This is a genomic window from Fictibacillus sp. b24, assembly GCF_030348825.1.
In the GTDB taxonomy this organism is placed as follows: domain Bacteria; phylum Bacillota; class Bacilli; order Bacillales; family Fictibacillaceae; genus Fictibacillus.
Window position 1 is genome coordinate 1,876,876 of the sequence record NZ_JAUCES010000005.1, and the last position, 18,144, is coordinate 1,895,019.

Sequence of the window (18,144 nt, forward strand, 5' to 3'; positions counted from 1 at the left end):
CCTCATTTATTGATCCAGTGCCTCATAATCTTCCTTTGATGAAGGGCGAACCAGTTTGGTCACTCCTGTTGCTTCTAGTGCTTTAGCGATTGAAACAGCTAACATTCCAGTAAAGATGATGGAGCCAATTAGCCTGAATACAATAAATAGTGTAAGATTCCATGTCGATAGATCACCAACATAACCTTTATAAAAGTCTAAAATGAAAGAGCCTGCACAAGCGCTTATCGCTGCGAGAGAAATAACAAATAAATCAAACCGCTTATAGCGAAAAGTCATAAGGACTAATTCTGCAAATAGTCCTTGAACAACACCATATAATAAAACTTCAAGCCCAAATTCAGACCCCATTAGAAATTCTCCTGAGGAAGCGGCAATTTCTGCTAAAAAAGCAACCCCTGGTTTTCGAATGATCAAGAAGGCAACGGTTGCAGCCATAAACCACATTCCATAGATCAATTGATCAATATGAAGCCCGAGCGGCTTAACCGCATAATAAAGAGGTCCCCACATTTTATAAATAATGCCGAACCCAATGGATATAACAATGGTTACTAGAATATCAGTTAACTTCAGTCCTTTATACATTTTTTGTTTCCCTCCCAACTTTTGTTGCAGCTGTGCCGTATGCAACTGGCCATTTTTCCAGTGTATAAGCCATTTCCCAGAATAAATATTCGTACTCACAGCTGATTAAGAAATGGCGAGTCATCTTATCCTTTTCCTGTTCACTTGCTATTTCTGCTAAATCATCCAACCGGTTAATTTGTTCTTGGACAAGTTGTGAAAACCACTCACCACCATAAGCTGAAATCCACTCTTGATAAATCGGTTCAAGTGGTGTGGCATCTTTAAAGCGTTCACCGATCTCGTGATAAATCCAATAACATGGGAGGATAGCAGCAATAATTTCTCCTAAGCTACCAGACTCTGCTACTCGGTATAGATGTGATGTATAATGGTACGCGGTTGGAGCGGGTTCAAAGTTCGCTAATTCTTCTTCGGTAACCTGTAGCTGTTTCATGAATGTTTCGTGAAGTGCTAACTCTGCATCATTCGTACCCTGTGCGTGAGCAGCCATTCTTGAAGTGGTGTATAGATCTTCAGCCCTTGCAGCTCCTATTGCTTGAACTCTAGCAAAATGAGACAAATAATAGGAATCTTGCAATACGTAGTATTTGAAGCATTCTAAAGAGAGGTCTCCTTCTGCAATACCTTTTACAAAAGGATGATGGAGATTTGCTTCCCAAATTGGATTGGCTTTTTCTCGTAAAGTTTCGGTGAATGTTTTCATGTGAATCCTCCTTGTTTTTTAAAATAAGGCTGTTTTCGTATTCATTGTTGCTTTTGAAAGTGGTTGATTTCCGCTCCAGGTTGCTTCGCTTTCCGCGGGGCGTACGGTGAGCCTCCTGCCGCTTTGCGCCCTAAAGGGTCTCACCTGACCGCTTCAAGGAAGATTCCTTGCTCCTGCGTCTACAAGTTAATGCTACCGTTGTAAGTTTCCTCGTCGCATGCCTTGCAAGAAGCTTATCATGTGGCGGGCACGCACCCTTACACTCAAATCAACTTATCTAAGAAGAGGCTTGAACGAAATCCCTCAAAAGCAACAATCTTTAAAAAAAGCCTTTAGAAAAGAACCCAACAAAAAAACCACTTTCAGCGAGAAAGTGGTTGTATATGGAGAATTAAACTCTATGTATGAATATAGGTCTCCGCAACACCACTTCCCTACGCTGGTATAATCCAGATCAGGTTCTAAGAGTCTCAAAGTCACACTTCGATCTCAGCCTTATGAAAGGCACCCCTAGTGGTTTTTAATATTTAGTTGGTTGTATGTTTTAAATAATAGCAGGCTAGTTTTGATTGTCAACAGTTTTTGAGTAAGTCTGCTTCGGGAGGACAATTTTAGACTCTCTCTTGGAAATGGTTGAATTCTATTCCATGACGGCGTGCGGTGAGCGAGTAGATTCAGGAAATCAAAAAAAAAAAGGCTAAAACCTAAATTGGTTTTGCCCTTTAAAGCCAACAATTACTTGCTCATCGCCTCAGTTAGTACTGGTACGATTTGCTTTTTACGAGAAACAACGCCTTTAAGAACCGCTGTATTGTTTTCTAATTTCACATTGTATGCATCTTCAACGGATTCTGCTCTTTTACCAAGTGTAAGAGCTGTAGAATCATTCGTTAAAATATCTGTTACAACGAACATGAATAGATCTAAGCCTTTTTCATCAATCACTTTTGAAATCGCACTTTCAAGTTCAGCTTGATGCTTTAATACATCACTAGCATCAACAGTATTTACTTGTGCTACTTCAACTTTACTAGGTCCGATATTGAATTCTTTAGCATCTAAAGAGATAAGCTCATCAACTGACTTATCGCTTAAGTCAGCACCTGCTTTAAGCATTTCAAGTCCGTAAGTTTCAGCATCTACGCCTGCAATTTCAGCTAGCTCACGTGCTGCTTCAACATCTTCTTCTGTACAAGTTGGTGATTTGAATAAAAGAGAATCAGAAATAATCGCAGAAAGCATCAGACCAGCGATGTTCGTTTCTACTTTAACGCCTTTTTCTTTGTACATCTTGTTCAGGATGGTTGCCGTACATCCAACAGGCTCTGCACGGTAGTATAGAGGATCGCTTGTTTCAAAGTTTGCGATTCGGTGATGATCAATGACCTCTAGTACTCGAACTTTGTCGATGTCGTTTGCACTTTGCTGACGTTCATTGTGGTCGACTAAAATAACCGAGTTTGTTTCAGCAGAAACATGTTCAACTAAACGCGGAGAGTCAGCTTTAAAGTAATCTAGAGCGTACTTTGTTTCACCATTAATTTCACCTAGGCGGATTGCTTCTACATTTTGTCCTAATTTAGACTTAAGATCAGCGTAAACGATTGCTGAAGTAATCGTGTCAGTATCTGGATTTTTGTGTCCAAAAATAAGTACTTTTTCCATGCTTCTACTCCTTATAAATACATAAATTATTTTTTGATAGCCAAGCCTTATTTTATCATATAAAAACAGCTTTTGGCTTTTGGAGTTTATTGTAGCATGGAAAAAAGCTCTAAGGCAAAACCGTACTTCCCATCAATGATAGATTCACTTGACGAGCACAATCACGTCCTTCTTGAATTGCCCAAACGATCAAACTTTGACCTCGTCTTGAATCACCTGCTGCAAATATTCCATCTACATTCGTTTTATAGTCACCGTGCTTAGCATTTACTTTATTGTTCTTTGTTTCTACTCCAAATTTTTTTAAAACTGGCTGTTCGGTACCTTCAAAACCTATTGCAATGAAAACAAGATCTGCCGGCCATACTTTTTCGGATCCAGGGATCTCTTCAAATACAATATTACCTTTATCATCTGAAGTTCTCTTCATTTGAATGGTATGAAGTTCTTTTAAATTACCTTCTGTATCAGATACAATTTTTTTTGTTTGAACAGAGTACTCTCTAGGATCATGCCCATATTGAGCGGTAGCTTCTTCATAAGCATAGTCCATTGTAAATATGTTAGGCTGCTCTGGCCACATGTTTGAATCGCTTCTTGCATTAGGCAGTTTTGGATGTTTACCGAATTGAACTACGCTTTTACACTTTTGACGAAGAGCCGTAGCTACACAGTCAGCACCTGTATCACCACCGCCTATTACAATGACGTTCTTCCCTTCTGCATCAATCAAAGGCTCATTTACTTCAAGGTTCAACAGTCTTTTAGTCGCCTGAGTCAAATAGTGCATCGCAAAGTGAACGCCTTGGGAATCTTTACCTTCAAGGTTCAAATCTCTCTGTTTCTGAGCACCTGTACAAAGAATAATGGAATCATATTGAGACTTTAATTCTTCAGGCATTATATCTTTACCCACTTCAGTATTTAAAACAAAGTCAATTCCTTCTTGTCTTAATAATGATATCCTTCTTTCCACGATATCTTTATCCAGCTTCATATTAGGTATTCCATATGTTAACAATCCGCCTGCTCTATCATCTCGTTCGTAAACAGTTACAGAATGACCTGCTTGGTTTAATTGATCAGCGGCAGCAAGTCCAGCTGGCCCTGAACCAACAATCGCTACTTTCTTTCCAGTCCTTTTTACAGGAATTCGAGGTTGGATCCAGCCGTTCTCAAAGCCTTTGTCAATAATCGCCTTCTCTATATTTTTTATCGTTACAGCCGGTCCAGCTAGTTCGACGGTACATGAACCTTCACAAGGAGCTGGGCAAACCCGTCCTGTAAACTCAGGGAAATTGTTTGTTTTCATGAGACGTTCGAGAGCTTCTTTCCATTTTCCGCGATAAACAAGATCATTCCACTCAGGAATCAGATTGTTAATGGGGCAGCCTGCAGCTGCCCCGTTGATTTCAAACCCGATATGACAAAAAGGTGTTCCGCAATCCATGCATCTTGCACCTTGTCTTTTTAACATATCTTCAGGTTGTTTCTCGGTATATTCTTTCCAATCTTTAAGACGGTGGAGAGGTTTTCTCTCTATCGTGTCTTCACGAGGGAATTCCAAAAATCCAGTTGGTTTACCCATATTAAATCTCTCCTTTCATCTTAGCTCATTTCAGAATTAATTTTGTCGGGCCTGGTCTGCCTGATGCTTTTTTTGGAGCTGATCCAGCTTCAAATGCGTTCATGATGGCTTCTTGTTCCGTGAATCCGGCTTTTTTCTCTTCGTCAATTTTCTTAATCATTTCTTTGTAATCTTTAGGAATCACTTTTACGAAATGTGATTGTGCCGTTTTCCAGTTTTGTAGAATTGCTGCAGCTTTTTCACTTTGTGTATAAGCGTAATGATTAATGATTTGTTGTTTAACAGTCTCTGTTTCTTCCAAATCAATCAATCTTTCAAATTCAATGCCTTCTTTGTTGCATAAACGTTTAAACAGTAGAGGTTGTTGTGTGTAGATATATGCAATACCACCGCTCATTCCAGCAGCGAAGTTCTTTCCTACATTACCTAATACAACTACTCGGCCGCCTGTCATATACTCACAGCCATGGTCACCGATACCTTCAACAACAATGTTAGCACCACTGTTTCTAACTGCGAATCTTTCACCTGCAAGGCCATTAATATAGGCTTCACCGCTCGTTGCACCATAAAATGCTACGTTACCTACGATTGTATTATCATCAGCAAGATACTCAGACGTTTTTGGAGGAGCGACAATCATCTTACCTCCAGATAACCCTTTACCAAAGTAGTCATTGCTGTCTCCATTCAGGTACATCGTCATGCCTCGTGGAATGAATGCGCCAAAACTTTGACCTGCTGATCCAGTAAAAGTAAGGGTTACAGTATCTTCCGGAAGTCCTTCTTCCCCATATCGTTTAGTAATCTCGCTTCCTGCGATTGTTCCTGTTACGCGATTCGTGTTTTTAATTAAAAGATTTAATGAAACAGGCTTCTGATCTTCTAACGCAGGACGCAGCTGTGGCAGAATTTGCTTTATATCTAGTGATTGTTCAATCTTGTGATTTTGTGAAGTCTGTCGTGTACGAACGCCTTCAGGCTGATAAAGAAGTCTTGAAAGATCAAGATGCTTTGCCTTCCAGTGATTTCTTGCCTTCTCACCTACCGTTAATACATCCGTACGTCCTACCATTTCTTCCATTGTTCTAAAGCCGAGTTCTGACATGATTTCTCGAATTTCCTCTGCTACAAACCGCATGTAATTTACCACATGATCCGGGTCACCCATGAATTTTTTTCTAAGTTCCGGATTCTGCGTAGCAACACCTACAGGACATGTATCCAAATGACAAGCGCGCATCATCACACAACCTAAAACGACAAGTGGAGCAGTTGCGAACCCATATTCTTCAGCACCCAATAGAGCGGCAAGAACAACATCTTTCCCTGTCATCAGTTTTCCATCCGTCTCGAGGGTTACACGTTCACGGAGTCCATTTAGCATCAGCGTCTGATGAGTTTCAGCAAGCCCAAGTTCCCACGGCAGTCCCGTATGCTTGATACTCGTTTTTGGAGAAGCACCAGTTCCTCCGTCATATCCGCTGATCACGATGACATCTGCTGCACCTTTAGCAACACCCGCCGCAATCGTACCAACACCTGATTTTGCAACGAGTTTCACACTGATTCTTGCATCTCGGTTAGCGTTTTTTAGATCATGAATCAATTGAGCCATATCTTCAATCGAATAAATATCGTGATGTGGTGGAGGTGAAATCAATCCTACTCCCGGAGTTGATCCTCGGACATCTGCTACCCATGGATATACCTTGTTTCCCGGAAGCTGCCCGCCTTCACCCGGTTTAGCTCCTTGTGCCATTTTTATCTGCAGTTCATCCGCGTTTACTAAATAGTGACTTTTAACACCGAATCTTCCAGAGGCTACTTGTTTGATGCTGCTTCTTCGGTTGTTGCCAAGTTCGTCTGGAACAAATCGAGCAGGATCTTCTCCGCCTTCTCCGCTGTTGCTTTTTCCGCCTAGACGATTCATTGCGATAGCGAGTGATTCATGTGCCTCTTGACTAAGTGAACCAAATGACATAGCTCCTGTTTTAAATCGTTTAACGATCTCTTCAACCGATTCCACTTCTTCTAGCGGAACCCGATTCGTTTCTGGTTTGAATGAGAACAAGTTTCTTAAGAAGGTTGTTCTCTCATCATCTGCCAATTTAGAGAAGGTTTTAAATAACGAATAATCATTTTTTCGGCAAGCCCATTGTAACGTATGAATGGTTTTTGGATTAAAGGCATGATGTTCACCTTTATTTCTCCATTGAAAGTCACTTCCTGAGTCTAATGTGTCATCGATTGTGTGCTCGAATCCTTGCTGATGACGTAATCTTGCTTCTCTCTCAATCTCAGCTAACGTAATACCATCGATCTGAGAAGCTGTAGCAGGGAAGTAACGGTCAATCACTTCTTTACCAATTCCTACTGCTTCAAAAATCTGAGCACCACGATAACTTTGTACAGTTGAGATCCCCATCTTAGACATCACTTTTACTATTCCGTCTGTAATTCCTTTTTTATATTTAGCGATCGTTTTTGTAAGTGATAGTTGAATATGTTCTTCTTGAATCGCCTCTTCTAATGTTCTGTAAGTTAAGTATGGATAGATCGCATCAGCTCCATATCCAATTAAACTTGCAAAATGATGAACTTCCCTTACTTCCCCAGATTCCACAATTAAACTTACTCTCGTTCGTAATCCTTTTTTCACAAGGTGATGATGTAAAGAACTTACAGCAAGCAACACAGGGATAGGTGTTTCGGTTTCGCTCATTTCACGATCAGACAAGATCAATAGACTTGCTCCATCAGATATAGCCTTTTCAGCACTTTGAAATAAAGATTCCAAACCATTTTCCAAATCTTCCGAAAAAAGAGTTTGCAGAATAGCCGTTTTAAAGTCAGAGATCGTAAAATTCTTAATCTGATAAAATTCTTTTGTTGTAAGTACTGGTGAATCTAACTGAATTCTTTTCGCATTTTGCGGTCCAGGATGAAGAAGGTTTCCTTCAGCTCCGAGCAATGTCATTGTTGAAGTTACAATTTTCTCTCGTATAGCATCAATCGGCGGGTTCGTCACTTGTGCAAACAATTGCTTAAAATAATTAAATAAGGATTGAGGATTATCGGATAATACAGCGAGTGGTGTGTCGTTACCCATAGAACCGATTGGATCCTTACCCTCTGTTATCACAGGGATTAAGTACTTATGAATATCTTCATACGTATAGCCAAAAGCTTTTTGTTTGCTCCTGACATCCTCTAATGAAACAGACGGTTCTTCGCCCTCTTCATTTAGATGATGAAGTCCGTTAGTCAGCCAGACATCATAAGGATGTTCACTTGCCATTTCTGTTTTGATTTCATTGTCAGTAATGATTCGTCCTTGCTCTAAATCGATTAGAAGCATTCTGCCGGGACTTAATCGTTCCTTATACAAAACATTCTCTTCTTCAACTTCAATTACACCAACTTCTGAAGAAAAGATAATATAGTCATCTTTCGTAACGTAATATCTTGCAGGTCTCAGCCCATTTCGATCAAGAATCGCTCCAATCTGCTTTCCGTTTGTAAACGAAATCGCTGTTGGACCATCCCATGGCTCCATCAAGCAGCTATGATATTCATAGAATGCTCTTCTTTCTGCCTCTAAATGGGGGTTCTCACTCCAAGGTTCAGGAATTAGCATCATTGCGGTATGAGAAGGTTTTCTCCCTGCAAGTACAAAAAATTCAAATGCTTGATCCAATATGGATGAATCACTCCCATCAGCATCTAAAATCGGAAGAAGCTTATGAATGTCTTCTCCGAAAGCTTCAGATACAAACTGCTTTTCCCGAGCTTTCATCCAATTCATATTGCCTTGCAACGTATTGATTTCACCGTTATGAATGATATAACGATTAGGGTGAGCGCGTTCCCAAGTTGGAAATGTATTTGTGCTAAAACGGGAATGCACTAAAGCGAATGGGGACAAAAAATCCTCATCTTGTAAATCAAAATAAAAAGTATCAACTTGTTCTGGTGTTAAAAGTCCTTTATAAACGATTGTTTGTGAAGACAAACTTGCAAAATACGTTTGCAGCCCGTTTTGTCTAGCCCAATGTTCAGCTTGTTTCCGAATAACAAACAGTTTTCGTTCAAACATAAGCTCGTCAGTGATCGAATCATTACAAGCAATGAAGACTTGTTTTATAACAGGACAAGTCTCTTGAGCTTTCTTTCCAATAGAATCCGTATATACAGGTACTTCTCTCCACCCTAAAAGTGTTTGTTGTTCTTGTTCAATAAATAGATTAATCTGATTTTCTAGTTTTTCTTGAGCGTCTTTGTCATTTGGGAAAAAGATCATTCCAACTCCGTAACGTCCTTTTTCAGGCAGAACAAAATTCGTTACCTTATTAAAGAATTTATACGGTATTTTAGTCATTAAGCCTGCTCCATCACCTGTTAAAGGATCGCTTCCTTGTCCCCCGCGGTGATCAAGCTGACATAGCATATGAAGTCCTTTTTTAACAATCTGATGGGTAGCATGCCCTTTTAGATGAGCATATAGACCAATTCCACAAGCATCATGTTCGTTTTTCGGACTATATAACCCTTGTGGTGCTGGAAATTGACTGTAGGTCATTTTTAACTCCCCCTTAACATTTTCAACTTGAATATTCGAAACTTTCTTTCATTTAGTTTAAGTTTAATAATTAATCGAAACAATATATAATTTAGATTAAAACGATCTCAAAATGAGAATGATTGGTTGTGACAATGTAATGGAAATCAGACAATTACAGTATTTTATTGAAGTTGCTGAGCGCGAACACGTATCTGAAGCAGCTTTGGCGCTTCATGTAGCACAATCTGCTGTCAGCCGTCAGATTGCAAACTTAGAATCAGAGTTAGGTGTTGAATTATTTGAAAGAGAAGGAAGAAACATTAAACTTTCGCCGGTTGGGCGTTTGTTTCTTACCCATGCAAAAACAGCTATGAAAGCAATAGAACATGCGAAAAAGCAAATTGATGAATATCTGGATCCTGAAAGAGGTACGATTAAGATTGGTTTTCCAACAAGTTTAGCAGGCCATCTTCTCCCAACTGTTGTGTCTGCTTTTAAACGGGAACATCCCAATATTGCCTTTCATTTAAGGCAAGGATCTTACCGCTTTTTAACTGAAAGCGTAAAAAACGGTGATATTGACCTCGCGTTTTTAGGACCAGTACCAACTAATGATCCTGATTTAGAAGGGCATATTCTTTTTACCGAAAAAATATCGGCATTACTGCCTGATCAGCATCATTTATCTGAAAAAAGAAGTTTGTTATTAAGCGATTTACGAAATGATGAATTTGTTCTATTCCCAGATGGGTATATCTTACGTGATGTTGTTGTTAATGCTTGTAAAGAATCAGGCTTTGTTCCTAAAATTGCGTGTGAAGGTGAAGACTTAGATGCGATAAAAGGATTAGTTACTGCTGGTATGGGTGTTACACTCTTACCCGATAGTTCCTTTTATGAAACGAAACCACGTTTTACGGTTAAGATTCCGATTGATATCCCAGACGTAAAACGGACAGTGGGAATTATTACACCGCGCAGCCGAGAATTAGCCCCAGCAGAACATGTATTTTATGAATTTGTCATTAAATTCTTCTCGGTTTTAGAGCAATATCAATAAAATATCTTTTTTTATAGCCGGTAGTTCCCTTTTAATTAGGAGCTATCGGTTTTATTGTGTGGATTTAGAAGCAGTGTCCTTTTGGGAAGGACAAGAATTCAGATGTTATCACTTTTCCTTGATTAATGCCATTTTTTCCGTGATTATCATCAAAATTTCCGTGATTATCGGTCTTTTTTACTTAATTAGCATCTGTTTTTTTATAAATCATCTATTAATCAACACCTATTGCAAATGAAAAAAGCCCGGCATAAAGCCTGGCTTCTCTTCCCTCTGCCTCATATGCTGTTGGTTGTTTAAGTTCTCGTTAACTAGCAGCATGAGATTGGCTGCTCTCTTTTCGAACGTTGCGAATATTAATCCGAATAAGTAAAGATATAGCAAGTGCGATAACAAATGCTCCTGTGAAAATATAAAGCGTTAAAGAATAGCTGTTTGTTGATTCGCGTATCCATGAAACAACAAGCGGCCCGACAAGACCTGCTGCGGCCCACGCTGTTAGGATATAACCGTGAATAGCTCCGAGCTGCTTCGTCCCAAATAGATCACCGATATAAGCCGGTATGGATGCGAAACCACCACCATAACAAGTAAGGATGACATACACTAACAATTGAAAGAAAAAGGCGTTAGTAACATTGGGTAACAACACAAAGGCTACAGTTTGCAGCGCAAAGAATGTTGTATACACATTTGGCCGACCGATATAGTCGGACACAGATGCCCATCCTATTCGACCGAAACCATTAAATAATCCCATAATGCCTACCATAGTTGCTGCAGCTGCAGCGCTTAAGCCAGCAATATCTTGTGCCATAGGTGAAGCTACGGAAATAATAGCAATTCCGCATGTCACGTTTATAAAAAGCATTGCCCACAATGCCCAAAAACGAATCGTTCTAACTGCTTCGTTAGCGGTTAATTGGGCAAGATCTTTTGTTTGTTTCTCGTCCTTCACCTTTTCTTCGCTCATTCCCTCTGGCTTCCAATCTTTTGGAGGCGGAGAAAGATACAGAGAAGATAGAAACATAATCGTGAAGTATACAGCTCCTAATAAGTAGAATGTGTTTGAGATTCCAATGTTTGATAGGAGTCTTGCAATAACAGGACTAGCTATAAGAGAAGCGAAACCAAACCCCATAATGGCGAGACCAGTTGCCAGTCCTCTTCTGTCAGGAAACCATTTTACAAGAGAGGAAACAGGTGTGATATAGCCGATTCCAAGTCCAATTCCTCCTAGAGCTCCATAGAAAAAGTAAAGCATATACAATGAACCAATACTATCAGCAAACCCAGCTCCAATCAGTCCGGCACCAAAGCAGATCGAAGCTATCATTCCCGAAATTCTAGGACCGAATCTTTCAACAAAATGACCCATAAAGGCTGCAGAAAGTCCCAAAAAAAGAATCGCAATACTAAATGTTAATGAAATTTCACTTAGTCCCCAGTTGTGTTCTTCCCGAAGTGGATTTGTAAATACACTCCAGGAATATACGGATCCGATAGAAATGTGTATTCCTACAGCTGCCGCAGCAATCAACCAGCGGTTCTTCACTTTTTTAGCCATCCGTTTTTCTCCTTTAGTTGGATTTACTCTAACGTTTTATCTTTAGTTTGATTAACACGTTTTTGTGGCGTATTTTGAGTTGTTTTTTCATAAGGCTCTGTTTCTTGTCCCATTCCTTTTAAAAACTGCATGAGTATCGTGACTGCTCTGTTGATCTCTGGATCTTTTAATGAACGAACCAAATCAAAGTAACTGGTTTTCTCTTCCGTGTCTTTGTGTTCTGCGACTCGAGCAATTCCCGCATCGATCTTTAATAAGAACGGTTCAAGCTGCTTCACATTGATCATGCCAAGTGTACCAAGAAGCAAGAGAAGGTTTTTCATTGTATTGGTGTTTTCTGGCTTGTCCATCGTTTTAACCGCAATATCTAGTACTTTATCTCCTTGACCAAATAACCCGTTTAGAAGTGTGAGAAGCCCTTTGTCTTGCATATGGTTCATAATCTCCAGTGTCTGCAAAATGGCTGCCTTGTTTTCGATGAGAGCATCTTCTACCTCACGCAGGTCATTTGAACGTTTTTCTTCGTCTGATATCGATAGTTTATGAATGTTCTTAATCGCCTTAGCCATGTTGGTTACGCTCCTTTTTCACAGCATCTCCTGGAAAGATATAATCCTTTCGTGCCCACTTTTTCTCAACTCCAACTCCCACTTGCGGCTGTGGATTGCCATAGCGGTAGTTTGTCTTTGGAAGTGGATTAACACCTTCTTCTTTTAAAATCTCTAGTTTAGCACTTGTCTCTTTATATGCAGGTGTATCAGTATCTTTATCAGAATAACTGCTTGTAAGTAGATTGATAGCTGCTTCTCCACTATCATTCATAGGGAGATAGACCTCCTTTCCTTTTACCCGATCAGTTATCAAACAATGAACCTTAACACTTCCATAAGGAGAGGATAATCTCACAAGCGTACCGTCTTTCAGTCCTCTTTCTATGGCTAGTTCATGAGAGACTTCTAAAAAAGTATTTGGAGTTTTTGACGTTATTCCCTTCGATTGATATGTCATGTTTCCTTCATGAAAGTGTTCTAATAATCTTCCATTATTTACATGGATATCATATTCTTCTCCAAATTCCTTTGGCTGTGTCCAGTCAACCGGAAACAAACGGGCTTTTTTATCTTCAAATGGAAATCCTTCAGTAAAAAGAATAGGAGTATCTGTGCCATCTTCTGCTACAGGCCATTGAAGGCTTTTGTATCCCTCTAATCTTTCGTAAGAAACCCCTGCAAAAAGCGGTGCTAATTGAGCTGCTTCAGCCATAATGTCACTAGGATGTGTGTAATCCCATCCGGCTCCCAGTCGGTTAGCAATGTCGCGGATGATTTCCCAGTCCGGTTTGGAGTCACCTAGTGGTTCCATCACCTGATAAAGTCGTTGTATCCTTCTTTCCGTGTTCGTGAATGTGCCCTCCTTCTCAAGACTTGGACTAGCGGGAAGAACGACATCAGCAAACTGAGCTGTTCTTGTTAAAAACAAGTCTTGAACCACAAAAAAGTCTAGTTTCTCGTATGCAGCGTGAACGTGGTTGATGTTTGAGTCAACAATTCCCATGTCTTCTCCTTTTAAATACATTGCTTTTACATTTCCATCATGTATTCCCTGAACCATTTCGTGATTGTTAAGGCCTGGTTCTTCAGGAATCTTCACACCCCATGCTTGTTCATATTTGAATCTTACCTTTTCGTCAGCCACTTTCTCATAAGAAGGAAGACGATCTGGCATGCTTCCAAAATCACTAGCTCCTTGAACATTGTTGTGTCCGCGTAACGGATACGATCCTACACCTGGCCGTCCATAATTTCCAGTAACTAATAGCATGTTGGATATAGCTGTACTAGTATCACTTCCGCCCATATGCTGTGTAACACCCATCGCCCAAAGGACACACACACTTTTTGATTGAGAGATCGTTTCAGCTAATTGAATAAGGATATCTTTGGAAAGTCCTGTTGCTTTTTCAGCATAATCCAATGTGAACTTTTCAAGATTTTCTTTAAACGTGTCTAAACCGTTAACATGTTTTTGCAAGAATTCGTAATCAGCCCAGCCTTGATCTAAAATATATTTGGTAACTGCTGAAAGCCACACAAGATCAGATCCTGCACGTGGTTGAATAAATACATCGGCTCGATCAGCCATTTCATGTTTTCTAAGGTCAGCTACAATTAGTTTTTGGTTGTGTAATTTATGAGAGCGCTTAACACGTGTTGCTAATACAGGGTGAGATTCTGATGTGTTCGACCCAATTACAATAACGAGTTCTGATTTTTCAATATCCTTAATTGAACCAGAATCACCCCCGTGTCCTACAGTACGGAACAGCCCCATGGTGGCTGGGGTCTGGCAGTAGCGTGAACAGTTATCAATATTGTTAGTTCCAATAACTCCCCGTGCTAATTTTTGCATCAAATAAGATTCTTCGTTCGTGCATTTAGATGAACTAATAAATGTTAATGCTTGTGACCCATACTGCTCTTTAATCTCTGTAAACTTGGATGCGATTAGGTTGTATGCTTCATCCCAAGATGCTTCTCTAAAGAAGTCTCCATCACGGATTAATGGCTTTGTTAAGCGTTCTTCACTATTAACAAAATCCCAGCCGAATTTTCCTTTTATACAAGTTGAAATCCCGTTTGCAGGTGCCTCAATTTGTGGATCTACTTTTAGAATTTCTCTGCCTTTAGTCCAAACGTCAAAGCTGCATCCGACACCGCAATAGGTACAGACCGTTTTCGTTTTCTTGATTCTTTGTTCTCTCATGGCCGCTTCCATGTCTGAAATGGCTAATATGGATCCATAACCAGTTTCAACACTTTTCGTTATCTCAATCATCGGGCGCAGAGTCTCACGGTTGATCCCGGTCATATACCCTGCTTCACCTTCCATGCCCTTCTCCATCATGGCATTACAAGGGCAGACTGTTGAACAATGTCCGCAAGATACACAAGAAGATTCATTGATAGGAACATCTTTGTCCCAAATCACTCGAGGTCTTTCGCGTTCCCAATCTATTGAGAGCGTTTCTGTTACTTGAACATCCTGACAGGCCTCCACACAGCGTCCGCATAAGATACATTGATCAGGATCATATCTATAAAATGGATTAGAGTTATCCACTTCATATGGCTTATGGTCAAAAGGGATGCTTTGATGGTTAATCTTCATTTCTTTTACCGTATTATGTACTTCGCATCCACCATTGTTATAATCACAAACCGTACAATAAAGCTCATGGTTAAAGAGGATTCGGTCCATCCCTATAACTTGGGCTTCTTTTACTTCGTCAGAATTTGTATCAATTTCATCGCCTTCTTTTAAATTGGTCGAACACGCTCTGACAAACTCTCCATTCACTTTGACGATACAGGTGTCGCAAGTTTCAATAGGTCCAAGGCTAGGGTGATAACAAACATGAGGAACTTGATCAGGGGAATCAGTGAGTAAATTTAGTATCGTTTGATCTTTCATCGCTTTTGCTTCTGATCCATTAATTTTTATAGTGAACTCTGACAAATGATCTTCACCCTTTCATAAAGAAATTAACTTACAAAACATTCAGTCATCTCAAATTCTCGTTTCCCTAATCGTTATCTCCTTAAACAAAAAGTCCTAATCAGAAGACGACATTGAAAAGGTTCTAAAAAAATGAATGCGGGTATCTCCGCTCCAGGCTACATGCTTTTCGCGTGGCGGGCGGTGAGCCCCCTGCCGCTACACGGCCTTAGTGGTCTCACCTGCCCCACTCGTCCCGCAGGAGTCAGTGCCCTTCCTCTACAATCCCTACAAGAAGTATGAAAAAATCAAAAAGAATTTTGAAGTTAATGAACTAAAAAAGATAAGGCAAGGGCAAAAAAAGACTTCGCAAGTAATTTTCATGCGAAGCCTTTGTTTCGATTAAAAAAAAACCGGTAAAATTCAACCGGTTTTTCAGCAGCCTCCCTCATTGGAGTCTCTTAGTTATCTAAGTCGATTTCAATAAGATCATACGAGGTTACGATTCCTAAAGGCTTTTCATTTTCACTTCCATTTAAGGTGATAATGATGGCTTCAAGCTTTTTACCTTCTCTATGGATGTTCTCAAATATTTCTTCTGCTTTAAAAATACTTGAGGTTTTTGAAATAAAAGCAACTAGTTGTTTATTTTCATTGTCAGCAATGTCTGAAATTTTTGCGTTGTTTAAGTCAATTACTTGATCAGCAAGGCGATCAGTCAACCAGTTCAAAAGGTAAGTTGCTGTTAAAAGCCAAAGGTACTCTCCTTTTTCATTATATATGGGAAAACGAGAGTAAGATGTTTTTCTGATACAGCTTAACACATCTTCAAGACGGTCACTTTCTTTAAAATGTTGCACCTTCTTAGTTGCAATATTTAAAGCCGTTTCGGGTTTCATAAAATAGCCTGCGATTTTTTCAATTCGCTCAACGATTTCTAAATGAGGTTCTGCAATGTAATAATCATGATCTATCTTTTCATGAACAATGGCGTTCCTCAATTTAGCAAACTGAATGAGTTCATTATAAAAAGAACGAATAAGAGAATGTTTCGACATGCCTGTTTCTACTAAGTTTTTAAATCTGTCATCTTTCGTATCTTTTACTTTGTCTATTAAGCATTTGTGGATCTGGTTAAAGGAAATTTCAAATCTTTCCGATAAGCTGTTTTGTTTATTTGATTTTATGTGAGTAACAGTCATCCTTTATCTCCCCTTATTTATACTGCACTACCCATTTACTACCCTTAAATGTTCACATATTAAACCAAAATTGTTTTCACGTATATGATGCTTTTGGAAGTGGTTGATTTTCGTTTCAATATGCTCATTTTCCGGTAGGCCACCATGAAGATGGACATTCCATTCATTACAGCATTTGTGCTCCTGCGTATACAAGTAAAATATTAACGAAGTGGACTTCCTCGCCGCCGGCCACAATATTCTAGAAAACAACTTAAACAAAAAACGAACCCATTCTTGGATTCGTTTTTATTGCAGTTATTCACTTTCTGGGAAAAGGGGTAATGGATCGTTCAAGTTTTCCCATTGAAGATCACTCATCTCCTTATCACTCAAAAGGCATTGATCTAAATCGAATATAATCTTTTCTTTATTATAATCAATACCTATTAAAACCAGTTCTGTAATTCGGTCTCCAAATTCATTGTCCCAGTTTGGGTTTTGATTCATTTCATCATCTAACAGCTCTTCTTGTTCACTTAATGGTAATGCTGCAACCCACTGTCCAGCAGGCTGAAAAATGATACTCGTTCCTGCTTGGCTTAAGAGTATAGCCCAATCATTTCTAGAGGCAACCCAGATAAAACCTTTTGCCCGAACAATTTCTGATGGCCAATTTTCTAAAAAATTATATAGCCTTTCGGGGTGAAAGGGTCTTTTCTTTCGATAGACAAAAGAGGAAATACCATACTCGTCTGTCTCAGGAATATGTTCATTTTCGAGTTCCTTCATCCAACCAGCGGATTCACTAGCTTGCTCAAAATCAAATAAGCCAGTAGAAAGAATTTCTTTCGGTTCGATTTTTCCGAATTCTGTTTCAATTAATTTTGCTTGAGGCTGTAGTTTTTTTAGGACTCTCTTTAGCTCTTCTCGATCATCCTCCTCTAAAAGATCACATTTATTTAGAATAAGAACATCACAAAATTCAATCTGATCGATCAGTAAGTCTACTACTTCTCTTGTGTCGAGGTCATCTAAAGCTTCTTTCCGATCTAACAAACTTTCTCCTGAAGCAAAGTCGTTCCAAAAACGATTCCCGTCAACTACTGTGACCATTGTATCTAATTTACAATAAGAAGCGAGATCAACACCTGATTCCTCATCTAAATAAGTAAAAGTTTGTGCAACAGGAATTGGTTCACTGATTCCAGTAGATTCAATCAGAATATAGTCAATTTCTCCATTTTTTACGATACGTTCAACTTCTATTAAGAGATCCTCCCTTAATGTGCAGCAAATACAGCCGTTAGTCATTTCAACGAGCTTTTCGTCTGTTCTTGATAACTTTGTCTCGTTCTTAACTAGTGAAGCATCTATATTGATCTCACTCATGTCATTAACGATTACGGCAACTTTTAATCCGTCCCTATTTGATAAAACGTGGTTTAATAGTGTGGTTTTTCCCGCTCCTAAATAACCGCTTAATACTGTAACAGGTACTCTTCTCTTAAGTGTATGTATCATGTTTAACTCCTTTAAATCGTAATCATTTCGATTTATATCTTAAAACACCTTGTTTAATATGTCAACGAAAAAAAACCTGCTCTCTGTATATGAGCAGGTTTGCAGTGCTTTGTTTTTATCGCCGCTGCGAACACATAGAATAATCGTATATTATCATTTAATTGGAAAGTTCGATCATAACAAAAGGCTTCTTCGTTTATTTTATG

11 protein-coding genes and 1 riboswitch are annotated in these 18,144 nt (G+C 39.3%); of the genes, 1 reads left to right on the forward strand and 10 read right to left on the reverse strand.

Going from position 1 to position 18,144, the window contains the following annotated elements:
* Positions 1–6: 6 nt before the first annotated feature.
* The 5 genes from QUF49_RS09690 to gltB all read right to left on the reverse strand — a co-directional run bounded on the left by QUF49_RS09690 (position 7) and on the right by gltB (position 9,129).
* On the reverse strand, positions 7–588 hold the full coding sequence (locus tag QUF49_RS09690) for an ECF transporter S component (RefSeq protein WP_289495459.1): 582 nt from the start codon (positions 586–588) through the stop codon (positions 7–9).
* Positions 581–1,294 (reverse strand): thiaminase II, encoded by a 714-nt coding sequence (gene tenA, locus QUF49_RS09695; RefSeq protein ID WP_289495460.1) that lies wholly within the window; start codon positions 1,292–1,294, stop codon positions 581–583. Before tenA ends, QUF49_RS09690 begins: the two co-directional genes overlap by 8 nt.
* Before the next feature lie 414 nt (positions 1,295–1,708).
* Positions 1,709–1,816, reverse strand: a riboswitch (TPP riboswitch).
* A gap of 213 nt (positions 1,817–2,029) precedes the next feature.
* On the reverse strand, positions 2,030–2,959 hold the full coding sequence (locus QUF49_RS09700) for a manganese-dependent inorganic pyrophosphatase (protein WP_289495461.1): 930 nt from the start codon (positions 2,957–2,959) through the stop codon (positions 2,030–2,032).
* Positions 2,960–3,068: 109 nt separating this feature from the next.
* A complete protein-coding gene (locus QUF49_RS09705) occupies positions 3,069–4,547 on the reverse strand; it encodes a glutamate synthase subunit beta (protein ID WP_289495462.1) in 1,479 nt (492 codons plus the stop codon).
* Positions 4,548–4,572: 25 nt separating this feature from the next.
* Positions 4,573–9,129: a glutamate synthase large subunit gene (gene gltB, locus QUF49_RS09710; RefSeq protein WP_289495463.1), complete on the reverse strand. Its 4,557-nt coding sequence runs from the start codon at positions 9,127–9,129 to the stop codon at positions 4,573–4,575.
* Between the two features lie 139 nt (positions 9,130–9,268).
* Between gltB and QUF49_RS09715 the strand changes: the two genes are divergently transcribed.
* A complete protein-coding gene (locus QUF49_RS09715; protein WP_289495464.1) occupies positions 9,269–10,171 on the forward strand; it encodes a LysR family transcriptional regulator in 903 nt (300 codons plus the stop codon).
* A gap of 307 nt (positions 10,172–10,478) precedes the next feature.
* Here the strand turns inward: QUF49_RS09715 and QUF49_RS09720 are convergent, their stop codons facing one another.
* From QUF49_RS09720 to QUF49_RS09740, 5 genes are all read right to left on the reverse strand, one after another.
* On the reverse strand, positions 10,479–11,738 hold the full coding sequence (locus QUF49_RS09720; RefSeq protein ID WP_289495465.1) for an L-lactate MFS transporter: 1,260 nt from the start codon (positions 11,736–11,738) through the stop codon (positions 10,479–10,481).
* 23 nt (positions 11,739–11,761) lie between these two features.
* A complete protein-coding gene (locus QUF49_RS09725; protein WP_289495466.1) occupies positions 11,762–12,307 on the reverse strand; it encodes a DUF1641 domain-containing protein in 546 nt (181 codons plus the stop codon).
* The gene (gene fdhF / locus QUF49_RS09730; RefSeq protein ID WP_289495467.1) at positions 12,300–15,254 is read right to left on the reverse strand and encodes a formate dehydrogenase subunit alpha; all 2,955 of its coding nucleotides are present in this window, start codon (positions 15,252–15,254) and stop codon (positions 12,300–12,302) included. Before fdhF ends, QUF49_RS09725 begins: the two co-directional genes overlap by 8 nt.
* A gap of 440 nt (positions 15,255–15,694) precedes the next feature.
* Positions 15,695–16,435 (reverse strand): CBS domain-containing protein, encoded by a 741-nt coding sequence (locus QUF49_RS09735; RefSeq protein WP_289495468.1) that lies wholly within the window; start codon positions 16,433–16,435, stop codon positions 15,695–15,697.
* A gap of 297 nt (positions 16,436–16,732) precedes the next feature.
* Complete coding sequence (locus QUF49_RS09740) at positions 16,733–17,938, reverse strand: GTP-binding protein (protein ID WP_289495469.1); 1,206 nt, start codon at positions 17,936–17,938, stop codon at positions 16,733–16,735.
* Positions 17,939–18,144 lie beyond the last annotated feature (206 nt).

Coding starts and splice junctions, on each gene's coding strand:
- QUF49_RS09690 (WP_289495459.1), bottom strand. CDS start 588: ATGTATAAAGGACTGAAGTTAACTGATATTCTAGTAACCATTGTTATA.
- tenA (WP_289495460.1), bottom strand. CDS start 1,294: ATGAAAACATTCACCGAAACTTTACGAGAAAAAGCCAATCCAATTTGG.
- QUF49_RS09700 (WP_289495461.1), bottom strand. CDS start 2,959: ATGGAAAAAGTACTTATTTTTGGACACAAAAATCCAGATACTGACACG.
- QUF49_RS09705 (WP_289495462.1), bottom strand. CDS start 4,547: ATGGGTAAACCAACTGGATTTTTGGAATTCCCTCGTGAAGACACGATA.
- gltB (WP_289495463.1), bottom strand. CDS start 9,129: ATGACCTACAGTCAATTTCCAGCACCACAAGGGTTATATAGTCCGAAA.
- QUF49_RS09715 (WP_289495464.1), top strand. CDS start 9,269: ATGGAAATCAGACAATTACAGTATTTTATTGAAGTTGCTGAGCGCGAA.
- QUF49_RS09720 (WP_289495465.1), bottom strand. CDS start 11,738: ATGGCTAAAAAAGTGAAGAACCGCTGGTTGATTGCTGCGGCAGCTGTA.
- QUF49_RS09725 (WP_289495466.1), bottom strand. CDS start 12,307: ATGGCTAAGGCGATTAAGAACATTCATAAACTATCGATATCAGACGAA.
- QUF49_RS09735 (WP_289495468.1), bottom strand. CDS start 16,435: ATGACTGTTACTCACATAAAATCAAATAAACAAAACAGCTTATCGGAA.
- QUF49_RS09740 (WP_289495469.1), bottom strand. CDS start 17,938: ATGATACATACACTTAAGAGAAGAGTACCTGTTACAGTATTAAGCGGT.